17 protein-coding genes are annotated in these 15,179 nt (G+C 62.0%); 12 read left to right on the top strand and 5 right to left on the bottom strand.

Going from position 1 to position 15,179, the window contains the following annotated elements; all coding sequences use genetic code 11:
• Window position 1: 1 nt before the first annotated feature.
• Window positions 2-628, bottom strand: a complete 627-nt coding sequence (locus OEG82_RS10875; protein ID WP_267612472.1) for a TetR/AcrR family transcriptional regulator — start codon at window positions 626-628, stop codon at window positions 2-4.
• Window positions 629-792: 164 nt separating this feature from the next.
• Between OEG82_RS10875 and OEG82_RS10870 the strand changes: the two genes are divergently transcribed.
• The 3 genes from OEG82_RS10870 to OEG82_RS10860 all read left to right on the top strand — a co-directional run bounded on the left by OEG82_RS10870 (window position 793) and on the right by OEG82_RS10860 (window position 2,561).
• Complete coding sequence (locus tag OEG82_RS10870) at window positions 793-1,347, top strand: carboxymuconolactone decarboxylase family protein (RefSeq protein WP_267612471.1); 555 nt, start codon at window positions 793-795, stop codon at window positions 1,345-1,347.
• 65 nt (window positions 1,348-1,412) lie between these two features.
• Entirely contained in the window at window positions 1,413-1,829 is a 417-nt protein-coding gene (locus tag OEG82_RS10865; protein WP_267612470.1) for a hypothetical protein, read from the top strand.
• 78 nt (window positions 1,830-1,907) lie between these two features.
• Window positions 1,908-2,561 (top strand): DsbA family oxidoreductase, encoded by a 654-nt coding sequence (locus OEG82_RS10860; protein ID WP_267612469.1) that lies wholly within the window; start codon window positions 1,908-1,910, stop codon window positions 2,559-2,561.
• 131 nt (window positions 2,562-2,692) lie between these two features.
• Here the strand turns inward: OEG82_RS10860 and OEG82_RS10855 are convergent, their stop codons facing one another.
• Window positions 2,693-3,331, bottom strand: a complete 639-nt coding sequence (locus OEG82_RS10855; protein WP_267612468.1) for an outer membrane protein — start codon at window positions 3,329-3,331, stop codon at window positions 2,693-2,695.
• Window positions 3,332-3,639: 308 nt separating this feature from the next.
• Here OEG82_RS10855 and OEG82_RS10850 point away from each other — a divergent pair, with 308 nt between their 5' ends.
• From OEG82_RS10850 to ung, 7 genes are all read left to right on the top strand, one after another.
• Window positions 3,640-4,578 carry a calcium/sodium antiporter gene (locus OEG82_RS10850; protein ID WP_267612467.1) on the top strand — a complete coding sequence of 313 codons (939 nt, stop codon included), beginning with the start codon at window positions 3,640-3,642 and terminating at the stop codon, window positions 4,576-4,578.
• A gap of 45 nt (window positions 4,579-4,623) precedes the next feature.
• The gene (locus OEG82_RS10845) at window positions 4,624-5,388 is read left to right on the top strand and encodes an SDR family oxidoreductase (RefSeq protein WP_267612466.1); all 765 of its coding nucleotides are present in this window, start codon (window positions 4,624-4,626) and stop codon (window positions 5,386-5,388) included.
• A gap of 128 nt (window positions 5,389-5,516) precedes the next feature.
• On the top strand, window positions 5,517-7,610 hold the full coding sequence (gene uvrC / locus OEG82_RS10840) for an excinuclease ABC subunit UvrC (RefSeq protein ID WP_267612465.1): 2,094 nt from the start codon (window positions 5,517-5,519) through the stop codon (window positions 7,608-7,610).
• Window positions 7,611-7,726: 116 nt separating this feature from the next.
• Window positions 7,727-8,311: a CDP-diacylglycerol--glycerol-3-phosphate 3-phosphatidyltransferase gene (pgsA, locus tag OEG82_RS10835; protein ID WP_267612464.1), complete on the top strand. Its 585-nt coding sequence runs from the start codon at window positions 7,727-7,729 to the stop codon at window positions 8,309-8,311.
• Entirely contained in the window at window positions 8,308-8,565 is a 258-nt protein-coding gene (gene moaD, locus OEG82_RS10830) for a molybdopterin converting factor subunit 1 (RefSeq protein ID WP_267612463.1), read from the top strand. Before pgsA ends, moaD begins: the two co-directional genes overlap by 4 nt.
• Window position 8,566: 1 nt before the next feature.
• Entirely contained in the window at window positions 8,567-9,061 is a 495-nt protein-coding gene (locus tag OEG82_RS10825; RefSeq protein WP_267612462.1) for a molybdenum cofactor biosynthesis protein MoaE, read from the top strand.
• Complete coding sequence (gene ung, locus OEG82_RS10820; protein WP_267612461.1) at window positions 9,061-9,747, top strand: uracil-DNA glycosylase; 687 nt, start codon at window positions 9,061-9,063, stop codon at window positions 9,745-9,747. The genes OEG82_RS10825 and ung overlap by 1 nt, the downstream gene beginning before the upstream one ends.
• An 18-nt stretch (window positions 9,748-9,765) precedes the next feature.
• Here ung and OEG82_RS10815 read toward each other — a convergent pair whose 3' ends face one another.
• Complete coding sequence (locus tag OEG82_RS10815; protein WP_267612460.1) at window positions 9,766-10,800, bottom strand: helix-turn-helix domain-containing protein; 1,035 nt, start codon at window positions 10,798-10,800, stop codon at window positions 9,766-9,768.
• 131 nt (window positions 10,801-10,931) lie between these two features.
• Here OEG82_RS10815 and OEG82_RS10810 point away from each other — a divergent pair, with 131 nt between their 5' ends.
• On the top strand, window positions 10,932-11,969 hold the full coding sequence (locus OEG82_RS10810) for an alpha/beta hydrolase family protein (protein ID WP_267612459.1): 1,038 nt from the start codon (window positions 10,932-10,934) through the stop codon (window positions 11,967-11,969).
• A gap of 79 nt (window positions 11,970-12,048) precedes the next feature.
• On the opposite strand, the gene ndk is transcribed toward OEG82_RS10810, so the two are convergent.
• Window positions 12,049-12,471 (bottom strand): nucleoside-diphosphate kinase, encoded by a 423-nt coding sequence (ndk, locus tag OEG82_RS10805; protein ID WP_267612458.1) that lies wholly within the window; start codon window positions 12,469-12,471, stop codon window positions 12,049-12,051.
• 811 nt (window positions 12,472-13,282) lie between these two features.
• Complete coding sequence (locus tag OEG82_RS10800; protein WP_267612457.1) at window positions 13,283-13,975, bottom strand: glutathione S-transferase family protein; 693 nt, start codon at window positions 13,973-13,975, stop codon at window positions 13,283-13,285.
• Between the two features lie 167 nt (window positions 13,976-14,142).
• Between OEG82_RS10800 and OEG82_RS10795 the strand changes: the two genes are divergently transcribed.
• Window positions 14,143-15,156: a zinc-binding alcohol dehydrogenase family protein gene (locus tag OEG82_RS10795; RefSeq protein WP_267614923.1), complete on the top strand. Its 1,014-nt coding sequence runs from the start codon at window positions 14,143-14,145 to the stop codon at window positions 15,154-15,156.
• The last annotated feature ends 23 nt before the right edge of the window (window positions 15,157-15,179 follow it).

The following is a 15,179-nucleotide window of genomic DNA, read 5'->3' as shown; positions in this document are numbered from 1 at the left end:
GTCAGACCGGCGTGCTGATCCGGGGCTGGGCCGGTTTTGGCCGCAGCCGCTCGAGATCATCGACCATATCCTCGGCCAGGGCCAGGATCTCGTCTTGCGGCATTCCGCGATGCAGTTCGATCCTGAGCGCGTTGATATTCGACTGGTAGCGCCGGGCCAGACGCCTTGAATCGAGTTCCTGGGGAAGTTCGCCGATTTGCTTGGCGCGGTCGAACGCCGCGGCGAAATCAGCCTGGATGTCCTCGAGATAGGCATTGGCCTTGCCGGAGATCGTGGCGTCGGTCGAACCCGTATCAATCAGCGTCTTGATCAGCATGCAGGCGCGGCCCTTCGGATCCTCCGAGCGCGAACGGGCAAGCTGCAGCAGGTAATCGGACAGGGCCTTGAGCGGCGACATCTGGTTTTGCAGCCCGGACGCAAACGCGGTGCGGGATGTTTCGAAATAGCGCTCCAGCGCGGCCAGATAGAGCGCCTGCTTGCTGGAGAAGGCCGCATAGATGCTGCCCGGCTTCATGTTGAGCGCCACCTCGAGATCCTTCAGCGAGGTGGCGTGATAGCCCTTGGTCCAGAACAGCTCAACCGCCGCATCCAGTGCGGTGTCGCGGTCATATGGTCGTGCGCGTTTCATGCTTCCTAGATAGGCATTTTTTCGCGATTTGTCCCGCCCTTCCCCGATCGGCCGCTAATCAACTTTGAGTGATCGCTCAATTCAGCTATTGAGTGATCACTCAAAGCGAACATATAGAGGCGACGTCCGAACCGGGCGCAACCTTTACTCCCGAGGAGATAGTGATGACCGACTTTCCGCTTCACACCGAGACCACAGCCCCTGAAGACAGCAAGCCCCTGCTTGCCAATTCGATGAAACAGTTCGGCATGATCCCCGGACTGCATGCAACGATGGCCGAAGCCCCCGGCCTTCTTGCCGGCTACCAGTTCCTGCACGAGCAGTTCCTCAATTCGAGCTTCAACAAGGACGAGCTGACCGTCGTCTGGCAGACCGTCAATGTCGAGCATGCCTGCCACTATTGCGTTCCGGCCCATACCGGCATCGCCAAGAGCATGAAGGTCGATGACGCGATCACCGAGGCGCTGCGCAATGAAACGCCGCTGCCCAACGCGCATCTGGAAGCCTTGCGCAGCTTCACGCTCAGCGTTGTGCGCGGCCGCGGCAATGTCGACGAAGCGGCAGTGCAGGCTTTCCTTGATGCCGGCTTCAGCAAGCGTCATATTCTCGAAGTGGTTCTGGGTGTCGCCCAGAAGGTGATGTCGAACTACACCAACCATCTGGCGCAGACGCCGGTCGACGCGCCGTTCGAGAAATTCGGCTGGCAGAAAGCCGCCTGACCTGATTGCGCGGGCCCGGACCGACCGGGTCCGCGCATCCTGGAACCAAGCAAAGGATCAAGTCCATGCGCTCAGCATCCGCCCGGCCGAAATCGCTGATCGCGGAGATTTGGCATTCCTACCGGTCCCTGCCCGGCTGGGTGCAGATCTGGGTGGCTTTCGTGCTGGTGCCGGTCAATGCGGCCAGCGTCGCCTTCATGGATGAGCCGATGGGCGTCTGGGTGGCCATGCTCGCCAATGGCGCCATGCTCGCCAATCTGCCGGTGATGCTGCACGAGCGGGGCTTTTCCAAGCTGATGGCCGTGCCGCATCTGCTGCCGTGGAGCGCGCTTCTGGTGCTCATCATCTGGATCCAGCCGCTTGCGGGCGCTTATGGGCTCTATCTATGGGGCCTGTTTGCCACCGATCTGCTGTCGCTGATGTTCGACTATCCCGACGCGGTCAAATGGTGGCGGGGCGAGCGCGGCGTTGCCGGGCGCTAGGGCAGCGCTGGAATTTTCGAATTCACGCATTACCTGAGACAGCAATCACCAATCAAACTTCAGACGACAGGACCGAACATGACAGACCAAACCCAGCCGCTGCGGATCGACATCGTCTCAGACGTTGTCTGCCCCTGGTGCATCGTCGGCTACCGGCAATTGGCGCAGGCGCTGGAAGACACCGGCATCGCCCATGAAATCCACTGGCACCCGTTCGAGCTCAATCCCGAAATGCCGCCCGAGGGCCAGAATCTCGGCGAGCACATCACCGAGAAATACGGCAGCACGCGCGAGCAGTCGCTGGAAAGCCGCGCCAGGCTGACCGAACTTGGCAAGGACCTCGGATTCGCGTTCAACTTTGCCGACGACATGCGAATGCACAACACCTTCAACACCCACCAACTGATCCATTGGGCGGAAACCCAGGGCCGCAGCCATGATCTGGAACAGGCACTGTTTGCCGCCCATTTCACCGACCGCCGCGATCTCTCCGACATCGCCGTGCTGGTCGATGTGGCAGAGAGCATCGGCCTGGATGCTGCAGAAGCAAGGGCAGTGCTGGAAGACCAGCGTTATGCGCAAGAGGTGCGGCAGAAGGAAAGCTTCTGGGTCCAGCAGGGCATTTCCGGCGTGCCAGCGGTGGTGTTTGACCGCAAGCACCTGGTCACCGGCGCCCAGGGCACCGAGAACTACACCAGCATCCTCAAGCAGCTGACGCAGATGCGTGGCTGAGACCGAGCACACAGGCGCCACCTCCGGACCGGCAGGCGGTGGGGCTGTGCTTGCAAGACATTCCACAACGAAAGAAGCCCGGACGATGTCTCGTCCGGGCTTCTGTTTTTTCAGTTTCAGGTTCTGACGGATCAGAACTTCATGCCAACGCCGAGACGGACCGAATGATCGTCGAAACCGGACGACACATTGGTGCCGCCGAGGTTGTAGTCCTGCGACTGATAATCGGTGTAGCGATACTCGATACGTGTGGTGATGTTCTCGGTGACGAAGGCTTCTGCACCGGCGCCGGCTGTCCAGCCGACATGCGTGTTGGTGTCGGAACCAGCAGCATTGGTGAGTTCAGCTTCCGTCGCAGCGATACCGCCGGTGGCATAGATCATGAACGGGTTCATATCCATACCGATGCGGGCACGCAGCGAGCCGTTGAAACCCTGCTCGCCGCTTGCGGCGCCAGCAGAGAAGTCAGCGCCGGAATAGCCGACGTCGGCTTCAGCACCATAGACGATATTGTCTGACTGCCAGTTGTAGCCGCCGTAGACGCCACCGCCGAAACCGTCAGCGCTCTGGCCAGCAACAGCGTCGAACTCGCCCCACTTGTACTCACCGTAACCGCCGACGTAACCACCCGACCACATGAAGGTCTGGGGTGCAATCTCAGCAATCGGTGCTTCCGGGGGCTGTTCCATGATCGCGTCCGCGGCCAGCACGGGGCCGGCGAGCGACACGGAAAAGGCTGCTGCCAGCAGTGCCAGTTTACGAATACGCATTTTATTCTCCTTGGTTGTTCCGGCCACGAACGGGCCGTGGACCTGAAATGTCGAGACGGGTGGGAAGGTCGCCTCTGACAGCCCACAAGATGGAGACCGATTGCGGCGGGGACGAAGCGGGAATGTGGAAACACAGCGGCAGAAAAAGGGCAGTCCGGACTGTTGCTTTCGTGCAACAAAATCGGCGCCCGCCGGGGCCGCCCGGCTCTGCCCGAATGGCTGCATCTGCTTGTATCCATTGCTTACAGAATTGCGTCGCCTATATGTGGACTCACCCAATTCCAAACCGAGAGTGTTGATTCCCCGGCATGCTGAGCATTTTGACCCTGATCGCGGGCCTGATCGTCCTTGTCTTCGCAGGCGACTATCTGGTGCGAGGCGCTGTGGCGCTTGCGGAGAAACTGTCAATCGACCCGCTGATCATCGGTCTGACCATCGTTGCCTTCGGAACCTCGGCTCCGGAACTTTTCGTTTCGCTCCAGGCCGCCTTTGACGGCGTTTCCGGCATTGCCCTGGGCAATGTGGTTGGCTCCAACATTGCCAATGTGCTGCTGGTGCTGGGCGGCCCGGCCTTGCTGATGAGCATCAGTTGCCGCGAAAAGGGCATCGGCATGTCGCTGGCGGTGATGATCTTCATGACGCTGACGCTGATGGTGATGATGTGGTTCGGTCCGCTCAGCCGGCTCGACGGCGCCATCCTGCTGGTCATGATGGGCTCCTATCTCGGCTGGCAGATCAAGGCAGCACGGGAATGCGACATGGGCCCGGCGCCGGACTATCATAATGACGTCGCCGATGTTCCCCAGGAAAACTGGAAGACCGCTGCTTTCATCCTGGGCGGACTGATCGGCCTGCCCCTCGGCGCCTGGCTGACGGTGAACGGCGCCTCCCATATCGCGCGGATGCTCGGCGCCTCGGAAACCGTGATCGGGCTGACCATTGTCGCCATCGGCACCTCGCTGCCGGAACTGGTGACATCGGTGATGGCCGCCTGGCGCAAATCCGGTGCGGTGGCGATCGGCAATGTGGTCGGCTCCAACATTTTCAACATCGGCCTGATTCTCGGCGGCACCTCGGTGATCCTGCCGCTTCAGGTGGATCCGCGCATCACCTCGATCGACATGTGGGTGATGCTCGCCGCCGGCTTGCTCGTGGTCGGACTGGCGCATTGGAACGTGCCGATCAAAAAGCTTGGCGGCACGGCTATGCTTCTGGTGTTTGCGGCCTATATCTTTTCAGTGTTCTAAGACCAGCCGACCGCCCCCGACGGCAGGCGCAACCCGGGAAACAGCATGACATCTGCGACAGGGACTGTTCTGGTGACGGGCGCCGGTCGCCGGATCGGCAAGGCCATCGCGATGGATCTGGCCGCGCGCGGCTACCACATCGCCATCCATGCCAATACAAGCGGCAGGGAAGCCGAAGCCGTGGCCGCTTCGATCCGCGACAGCGGCGGCGTGGCGGAAGTATTCCTGGCCGATCTCACCGACGCCGACGCAGTCCGCAAGCTCCATGGCACAGTCTGCGCGCGGCTCGGTTTCCCTGACATCATCGTCAACAATGCCTCGGTGTTTGAAGACGATTCGGTGCGCGATTTCGACGAGAAACAGTTCGACCTGCATTTCGCCATTCATCTCAAGGCGCCGGTCATTCTTGCCGAGGCGATGGCGGCAAGCCTGCCCGAAGGCCGCGACGGCCTGATCGTCAACATCATCGACCAGCGGGTGTGGAAGCTGACGCCGAATTTCTTCTCCTACACGCTGTCGAAGACGGCCTTGTGGACGGCGACGCAGACCATGGCCCAGGCGCTGGCGCCGCGCATCCGGGTCAATGCCATCGGTCCCGGCCCGACGCTCGCCAATGAGCGCCAGAAGGAAAGCGATTTCGCCCGGCAATCCGCGGCGGTGCCTCTCGGCCACGGGCCGGACCTGGCCGAATTCGGCGCCACCATCCGTTACCTGCACCAGGCCGGCTCGATCACCGGCCAGATGATCGCGCTTGACGGCGGTCAGCATCTGGCCTGGCAGACTCCGGATGTCATTGACGTCGGCGAGTAGACCTCCAGCATCAACCGCGACAGAACGGCCGGCCCGCTTGATAAACCGGGCTGCTGACGCCAGATGACAGGATGATGAGCAAAACACTCTCTTGCCCGCATTGCGCCGGAAGTGGATAAGATCACTCAATGACTCGCACGCCAAACCCGACATCTTCGAAACCATCCAAAGCCGCGGCGCAAACCGACGGCGGGGTGATCTATGAGGAAACGGACCAGGAAGAAGACGACCAGCCTGCGATGGAGGCGCCCCTGCCCGCCGATGTCGCCAATGTGGCCGGCATCGAGTGGAACGAAAGCCCCGGCCTGACCCAGGGACTGAAGGGCGCCGAGGTCATCCAGGCCTTCGTCAAGCACCTGCCCAACCAGCCCGGTGTCTACCGGATGATGAACGAGGCCGGCGACGTGCTTTATGTCGGCAAGGCGCGCAGCCTGAAAAAGCGGGTGACCAACTACGCGCAAGGCCGCGGCCACACCAACCGCATCACCCGGATGATCGCGCAGACGACGAATATGGAATTCGTCACCACCCGCACCGAAACCGAAGCGCTGCTGCTGGAAGCCAATCTGATCAAGCGGCTGAAGCCGCGCTTCAATGTGCTGATGCGCGACGACAAGTCGTTCCCCTATATCCTGATCACCGGCGATCACGAGGCTCCGGCCATTCTCAAGCATCGCGGTTCGCGCTCGCGCAAGGGCTCGTTCTACGGCCCCTTTGCCTCGGCGGGCGCGGTCGGCCGCACCATCAACGCGCTGCAGCGGGCGTTCCTGCTGCGCACCTGCACCGACAGCGTCTATGAAAGCCGCACCCGGCCCTGCCTGCTCTACCAGATCAAGCGCTGCTCCGGCCCCTGCACCGGCGAGATCGATGCGGAAGGCTATGCGCGGCTGGTCGGCGAGGCCAAGGATTTCCTCTCCGGCCGCAGCCAGGCGGTCAAGGCGCAACTGTCGACCGCAATGCAGGCAGCCTCCGAGGACCTGGATTTCGAACGCGCGGCGGTCTATCGCGACCGGCTGTCGGCGCTCAGCCATGTGCAGAGCCATCAGGGCATCAATCCGCAGACCGTCGAAGAGGCCGACATCTTCGCCATTCATCACGATGCCGGCATGGCTTGCATCCAGGTGTTCTTTTTCCGTACCGGACAGAACTGGGGCAACCGCGCCTATTTCCCCAAGGCCGACCCGTCGCTAGCGCCAGGCGAGATTCTCGGTGCCTTCATCAGCCAGTTCTATGACGACAAGCCGACGCCGCGAATGATCCTGATCTCCGATGATTTTGAGGACCGGGCGCTGCTGCAGGAAGCGCTGAGCGTGCGCATGGACCGCAAGACCACCATCACCGTGCCGCAGCGTGGCGAAAAGCGCGAGCTGGTCGACCAGGTGCTGACCAATGCGCGCGAGGCCCATGGCCGCAACCTGGCCGAGACCGCGTCGCAAACACGGCTGCTGGAAGGGCTCGCCAAGACATTCGGCCTGCCGCATCCGCCACGGCGCATCGAGGTCTATGACAACTCGCACATCATGGGCACCAATGCAGTCGGCGGCATGATCGTCGCCGGGCCGGAAGGCTTTGCCAAGAACCAGTATCGCAAGTTCAACATCAAATCGACCGAGATCACCCCGGGCGACGATTTCGGCATGATGCGCGAGGTCATGCAGCGGCGGTTCTCGCGGCTGATCAAGGACCATGGCGATGCCGGCCCGAGCCTGCCGGACGCCGCCGATGGCGCCGATCCCGATGCAGTCAGCGCGTCCGGCATGCCGGCCTGGCCGGATCTTGTGCTGATTGACGGCGGCAAGGGCCAGATGAGCGCGGTGCGCACCATCCTCGAGGATCTCGGCATTGCCGACAAGGTGACCGCCATCGGCGTTGCCAAGGGCATGGACCGGGAAGCCGGGCGCGAGCGCTTCTTCGTCCGGGGCAAGCCCGACTTTACCCTGCCGCCGCGCGATCCGGTGCTCTATTTCGTGCAGCGGCTGCGCGACGAGGCCCACCGCTTTGCCATCGGCACGCACCGGGCGCGGCGCAAGAAGGAGCTGGTCAGCAATCCGCTCGATGAAATCGCCGGCATCGGTCCGACCCGCAAGCGCGCCCTGCTTCACCATTTCGGCACCGCGAAGGCGGTCTCACGCGCGGGCGTTGATGATCTGACCACCGTCGAGGGCATCTCCCAGACGGTGGCGGAACTGATCTACAACCATTTCCACGAGGAAAACCGCTGACCTCAGGATAACGTGATCACATAACTGCGACATTAAGGCGCTAAGTCGTCATCGAGTGGTTGACCTGACCGGCTTGTCCCGCGCATCTTGCGCAAAATTCTCGATTGGGGTGCTCCATGGCGTCGCGCGCGCTTAACATACCGAATATACTGACTTACGCGCGGATCCTTGCCGTACCGCTGATCGTGCTGTGCTTCTTCATCGAGGGCCGGCTGCATGGCTCCGACCTGGCGCGCTGGAGCGCCCTGGGGATCTTCATCGTCGCCTCGGTCACCGATTTCTTTGACGGCTATCTCGCGCGCATCTGGGACCAGACCTCCAATATCGGCCGCATGCTCGACCCGATCGCCGACAAGTTGCTGGTCTCGGCGATCCTGCTGCTGATCGCCGCCGATGGCACCATTGCCGGCTGGTCGATCTGGGCAGCGATCATCATCCTGTGCCGCGAGATCCTGGTCTCGGGGCTGCGCGAATATCTGGCGGCGCTGAAGGTGTCGGTGCCGGTCACCTGGATCGCCAAGTGGAAGACCACATTGCAGATGATCGCGCTGGGGTTCCTGCTTGCAGGCCCTGCCGGCGACAAGGTACTGCCGCACACGACGCAGATCGGCATCGGCATGCTGTGGATCGCGGCACTGATCACGATGTATACCGGCTATGACTATTTTCGCGCCGGATTGCGGCATATGGTGGATGAATGAAGGTCCGGATGGTCTATTTCGCCTGGGTGCGCGAGCGCATCGGCAAGGGTTCGGAAGATCTTGAGCTTCCGGCAGATGTGACCACCGTGGGCGAACTGATCGCCCATCTCGCCACGCTGGGCGAGGAATATGAAGGCGCCCTGTCGGTTCCCAGCGTGATCCGCGCGGCGATTGACGAAGAGCACGCCGACCATGATGAAGCGATCGGCAATGCCCGGGAAATTGCGCTGTTTCCGCCGATGACGGGAGGCTGAGATGACTGCGCGCGCCACCAGCTCCGATCACCCGGCGCCGGTCACCGTGCGCATTCAGGCCGACGACTTTTCCATTGCCGACGAGATTGCGGCGCTGACCAAAGACCGCGGCGACATCGGCGCGGTGGTCAGCTTCACCGGCCTGTGCCGCGACGAAGGCGGCAAGCTGTCCGCCCTCGAGCTCGAGCACTATCCAGGCATGGCCGAGCGCGCCATCCGAACCATCGCCGAACAGGCCGTGACGCGGTTTTCGCTGACCGGCATCACCGCGATCCACCGCCATGGCGCCATCGCGCCGGGCGGCAATATTGTCGCCGTGGTCGCCGCCGCCCCGCACCGCCAGGCAGCCTTTGACGGCGCGGCGTTCCTGATGGACTACCTCAAGACCGATGCGCCGTTCTGGAAGAAGGAACATCTTGCCGGTGGCGGCACCGGCGAATGGGTCTCGGCCAAGGATGCCGACGATGCGGCCAAGGCGCGCTGGCGGAGATCGTGATGGGCGGAACCGTCAAGCTGGAGGAGAGCTGGAAGGCGGCGCTGTCGGACGAATTTTCGCAAGCCTATATGACTGAGCTCAAGTCATTCCTGGCGTCCGAAATCCACGCCGGCAAACAGATATTTCCAAAGGGACCGGAATATTTTGCCGCCCTCGATCTGACACCGCTCGACAAGGTCAAGATCGTCATTCTGGGCCAGGACCCCTATCACGGCGACGGACAGGCGCATGGCCTGTGTTTTTCCGTCCGGCCCGATGTGCGTGTCCCGCCGTCGCTGAAGAATGTCTACAAGGAGCTCGCCACCGATCTGGGCATCCCGCCGGCACAGCACGGTTATCTGGAAAGCTGGGCCCGGCAGGGCGTGCTGCTGCTCAACAGCGTGCTGACCGTCGAGCGCGGGCTGGCAGCCTCGCATCGCGGCCGCGGCTGGGAGCGCTTTACCGATGCGGTGATCGCCCAGGTCAATGCCTTGCCGCATCCGGTGGTGTTTCTGCTCTGGGGCTCCTACGCGCAGAAAAAGGCCCAGTTCGTCGACAGCAGCCGCCATCTGGTGCTCAAGGCGCCGCACCCCTCGCCGCTGTCGGCCCATACCGGGTTCCTCGGCTGCCGGCATTTCTCCCAGGCCAATGCCTTTCTGGAGAAAAACGGCATGGAACCGGTTGATTGGCAATTGCCTGTAGCCTGATCCGGTTGCTGCCGGCGCTCAGGGGGCCGGATTGCTCTGCCGGTAGGCGGCAGGCGACTGGCCATAGACGCGCTGGAACTCGCGGTAGAAATTGGACCGGGTCAAAAACCCGGATTCGACCATAACCGCGGCAACGCTGTCATCACAGCTGCGCAGCAGATTTGCCGCGTGCGACAGCCTGAGATCGTTGACATATTGCGACACGTTCACCCCCTTTGTCTCGTTGATGGCGAGGGACAGGTTGCGGACCGGGACATGCAGGCGTTTGGCCAACCGCTGCACTGACAGATCCGGATCAAGAAACAGCCTGGTCTCCATCAACAGCGCATGGGCTGCAGCTTCCAGCCTGGCAGCCTCCGCATTGCCGCTGGACGGGGTGCGCGATGCGACCGGACGGCTTTTCAGAAATCGCGGCAACACAAACAGGACACCGACGAGAAACAGGATCATCAAGAGGGTGCCATAGGAGATGATCGCGGCAACCTGACCGCCCTTCTGCATCGCAAAGCTCAGCGAGATCGCGGATTCGAGCAACAGCAGGATGATCAACACGCCCGCCGCCCAAAGCATCCAGCGGGTGACGGTGCGGGCCACGCCTAAACGGGCATGGATCAGCTGGTCAGGGCCCTGGCGCCATCGCCAAAGCAGCGCGACTGCATAGAAAAGATAGCTGCCGACGATCACCATATCCGCGATCCCGGCGCGCAGCGGCAGCAATTGAAGCCCGAGCGTGATGGCGGCAACGCTTCCCAGATGCCGAAGCAGCATGGCATTGAACTGCTCTGCAGGAACAATCAGCGCCAGGAACGGCAGATAGCTCAGCGGGCCGACGAACAGCGGCAACACCCGCTGTAGCCCGACAAAATGGTCGATCCCGTAGCCAAAGCGAATTGCGACGAGCCCGGCCTCCAGGGTGAACAGGCTGAAGAGAGCCGAAAACAGGATTGCCGATTTGTCATTGCCCAGATCCAGCCGCCGGGCCAGCACGGCAATCACAGCGCACAGGACCGCCGAAAAGATCGGAAGCGGCAATGCAAACAACGAACCTTCCATTCTGTGTCCTCTTTTTTGTCCGGGCTGTCCTTGAACGTGATCAAGGACATGCGGCGGCCCCCTATCCCATTGCACCTGCGATGATTTTGCTGACTTTCGGAGGCATCAATCACCCCGAAAAGGAGCAGGCAATGAAACGTTTTCTACAGATGGCAACCATCGTGGTCGCGACAATGGCTAGTAGCGCACAGGCGCAGAACTATCAAACCGGATTGGCCGATCTGACGATCGCAGACACTGCCGGTCAACGCGATCTTGAGGGTTTCGTCTGGTATCCCACGACCGAAACCGAAGAACTGTCGGAACAGCATTCAAACCAGGTCTGGGCCGGAATCAAGGCGATCAAGGATGCCCGACCCGCCGCGGGGCAGCATCCCCTCGTCGTGCTCTCGCATGGAATGTACGGCAACGCGATGAACCAGTCCTGGCTGGCATCGGCACTGGCGCAACGCGGCTATGTCGTCGCAGCCATCAACCATCCCGGCACCTCGACCTGGGCCCGCGATGCCGAGGATGCAAGGCAGATGTGGCAGCGGCCCAAAGACGTGTCGCGGGTGATTGACCATCTGCTCGCAACATCGGACCTCAGTGAACACATTCAACCCGACCGCATTTTCATGGCCGGGCATTCTCTGGGCGGGTTTACGGCCATGGCTCTGGCAGGCGGTCGCTATGACGCCAAGGCATTTGGCGATTTTTGCGATGGGCGTCCCGGTGAGTTGGTGTGCGGCATTTTTGCCAACTGGAATGTTGCGCAAACCCCGGACGACATCGCGACCATGTCCGCCGATCTGTCCGATCCGCGCATCAAGGCGTTTGCTGTTTTCGACCTCGGGGGAACGCAGACCTTTTCGAGTGAGAGCCTCGGGCGCATCAAGACACCCATGCTGATCTTCGGCGCGCCGCGAGACATTGAGGCAACAGGCATCGACCTCGATGTCGAATCCCGGGCGCTGGTCGCCGCCCTGCCCAAGCCCAGCGTCACCTATCTCGAGCCGGCCAATCTGGCGCATTTTGACTTCCTGGGTGAATGCCGGCCGAATGGCCTGGAAATCCTCAAGCAGGAGGAACCTGACGACGCATTCATCTGCATCGATGGCGCCACCGAACGGCGCGCGCTTCACGCCATGATCATCGACGAAGTTGCGGTTCATTTTGCGCGGCAGTGAACAACCGGCACTGCGGCGAAAGTACAAACAGAAACGGCTCCCGAAGGAGCCGTTTCGCATTCAAATAGCTGGTTCAGATTCAGCCGACGATTTCGGTGCCGGAGAACCAGTAGGAAATTTCTTCAGCTGCGGTTTCAGGCGCATCCGAGCCGTGCACCGAGTTTTCACCGATCGACAGCGCGAAGGTCTTGCGGATGGTGCCCTCGTCGGCATTGGCCGGGTTGGTGGCGCCCATGATTTCGCGGTTCTTGAGGATGGCGTTCTCGCCTTCGAGGACCTGAACAACGGTCGGGCCGGAAGTCATGCCTTCAACCAGTTCGCCGAAGAAAGGGCGTTCCTTGTGGACCGCGTAGAAACCTTCGGCTTCGCGGGTGCTCATCCAGACGCGCTTGGAGGCAACGACGCGCAGGCCGTTGTCTTCAAATACCTTGGTGATCGCGCCGGTCAGGTTGCGCTTGGTGGCATCGGGCTTGATCATCGAAAATGTGCGTTCAATCGCCATGGTCTCATTCCTTTAGCGGTATCCCGCAGACAAGCGGGCCAAATGGGGTGCAAAAAGCCGGGCCGAAAGGGTTTCGGTCCCGGGTTGCGGCCTAAATAGCCGCATGCCCTGTCATCCGCAAGAGGCGATGCGCAGGTCGCGGCATCCACGGCCCGGCTTTGCCGCCGCAACCGGCTGTCCGAGGCGCCGTGGAATTCTTGGCCTGCACCCGGTTCCGTTGTAGACTGAAGCCATGTCTGACGCGGTGACAGCCTCGGGAGTCGTAGCCGTCGCGGTTTTGGGGTTTGCGCCGCAAAACAACGCGATGCTGGCGGCCGGCGCCGGTCGCTGCTTCAAGCCTGTGCTCGACTGCATCATTTCCAGCCTGTGCGGCTGGCTGCTGCTTTTCGCGCTGGCGCTCGCCGTCCTGCTTGTGGCGCCGTTCTGGATGGGCAGCATCAGCATGGTGCTGGCATCGCTGTTGCTGGCGCTTTCCGGGCTGAGCCGCTATCTTGCGGATCCCGCACCGGGAGAGCCCTCGCCCACTGCCAAGCTGTCACCGTTTCCGCAGCAATATCTGCAAAGTCCTGAAAGCTGGGCCGTCGCCGTGTTTCTGGCCGGTTCGGCGCTCAGCGGCGCAGTAACGCTGGCAGCGGCCTTTGTCGGATTGACCGTAGTCACCGCCACTGGGACTGGCACTCTGGGCGATGGCCGGCTGGTCAGGCTGCCACTATCTCAGCTCCGGCTGGCACCGGCGGCATCTCGACTGGGCCTTCGGCATCCTGATGTTCGTCGCGGCCATCGCCTCGCTGGTTCCGGCAGCCTGACGGTGTCAGGCGGATTGTGGGACGGAGCGGCCCAATCCGTCATAGAGATCAAGACAGCGCTCGAACCAGTCCTTTACCGGGTCATCCGCCTCGAGCAGCCTGGCGTTCGAGGTCAGCCGCACCCATTGCAGGGCGCCAAAGACGATGTAATCCGCAAACAACGGAGATGATCCGCCGATCCACGGCTGGGATTTGAGCGTCACGCGCACCGGCATGAGGGTTCCGGGCAGCGCGGCCAGTGCGGCCTCGCGCCCCTCAACCATCTGCTCCAGGGTCTTGCCCACACGCGCTTCGCGGCTCGAGCGGAAATAGGCCTGGTCCACGGGTGCCAGCGCATCATGGATGCCTTTCATGGCAATGTCGCGCATGACGCCGTGCAGCACGGTGTTGGTCCAGCTTTCAACGAAGCGGGCCATGGCCTGGCCACCCTCCCCGCCAAACAGTGACGGCCTGTCGGGATAGGTTTCCTCGAGATAGGCGGCAATCATGAAACTGTCGGACACCACCTGATCGCCATCGCGGATCACCGGCACGGTTTTGGACACGCCGCCCTCGACCTCGGGCACCTTGGTGAAACAGACGTTGCTGCGTTCAAACGGCAAACCCTTGTGGGCCAGTGCCATCACCGCTTTCCAGCAATGCGGGCTGAAGGGACGCGCCGGATCAGCGCCGACAAGCTCGTGAAGGATGATGGTCATGGAGGCTCCGCAAATTGTTGGTGCTGCCACTCATGGTCGATCAGACCGGATTTGTCACCACCCTGTCGGATGATCGCCGGGCTTGCTTCCGATTGCCAATTTCATCAAAGTCCACGCATCCGCACACTTTCCAGCCAACCAGCCTGAAAGCAAAACAGATGTCATTGATGAACAGCGTCGCCTGCACCCAGCCCGGAAGCCTAGAGATCCGGCAGATTTCCCGGCCGGTGCGCAGCGATGGTGACGTGCGGCTCAAAATCCGCCGCATCGGCATTTGCGGCACCGATTACCATATTTTCGAAGGCAAGCATCCGTTCCTGAACTATCCCCGGGTGATGGGGCATGAACTGGCGGCGGAAATTTTGGAGACCGGGCCGGACAGCGCCTATGCGGTCGGCGACCATGTCATCGTCAATCCCTATATTGCCTGCGGCACCTGCCGGGCCTGCACGCGCGGCAAACCCAATTGCTGCACCGCCATTGCCGTGCTCGGCGTGCACCGCGATGGCGGCATGTGCGAGGAAATCTGCATTCCCGAACGCAATCTGGTGCCGGCCGAGGGCCTGTCGCTCGATGCCTGCGCCACGGTCGAGTTTCTGGCCATCGGCGCCCATGCGGTGCGGCGTAGCGGCATCGCCCCGGACGACCGGGTGCTGGTGACCGGCGCCGGACCGATCGGGCTGGGCGCGGCGATCTTCGCCCGGCTGGCCGGCGCCGAGGTGTCGATCCTCGATCTTGACCCGGACCGGCTGAAGGAGGCCTGCGCGATTGCCGGCGATTGCCAGCCGATCCTTGCCGGTGCGACGGCTGACGCCGAGATCAGCCGGCTGACGGAGGGGGACGGTTTTGACGCGGTGTTTGACGCCACCGGCAATCTGGCCTCGATCCAGTCAGGCTTTGCCCGGGTGGCGCATGGCGGCCGCTATATCCTTGTCAGCGTCGTCAACGAGACCGTGTCGTTCTCCGATCCGGAATTCCACAAGCGCGAAATGAGCCTGATCGGCAGCCGCAATGCCACCTCGGAGGATTTCCGCACCGTCATTGCGGGCCACAAGGCCGGGCATGTTGCGCTTGAGCGGATCATCACCCACCGCACCGATTTCGCCGGCGCGGTCACCGACCTGCCCCGCTGGGCGAGCCAGAAGGACGGGCTGATCAAGGCGATGATCACGCTCGACTGAACCCTGACGGAGAAGAACTGATC

Source organism: Hoeflea ulvae (genome assembly GCF_026619435.1).
Lineage (GTDB): Bacteria > Pseudomonadota > Alphaproteobacteria > Rhizobiales > Rhizobiaceae > Hoeflea > Hoeflea ulvae.
The sequence above is the reverse complement of the archived record's forward strand: the minus strand, read 5'-3'. Positions and strand labels throughout refer to the sequence as shown.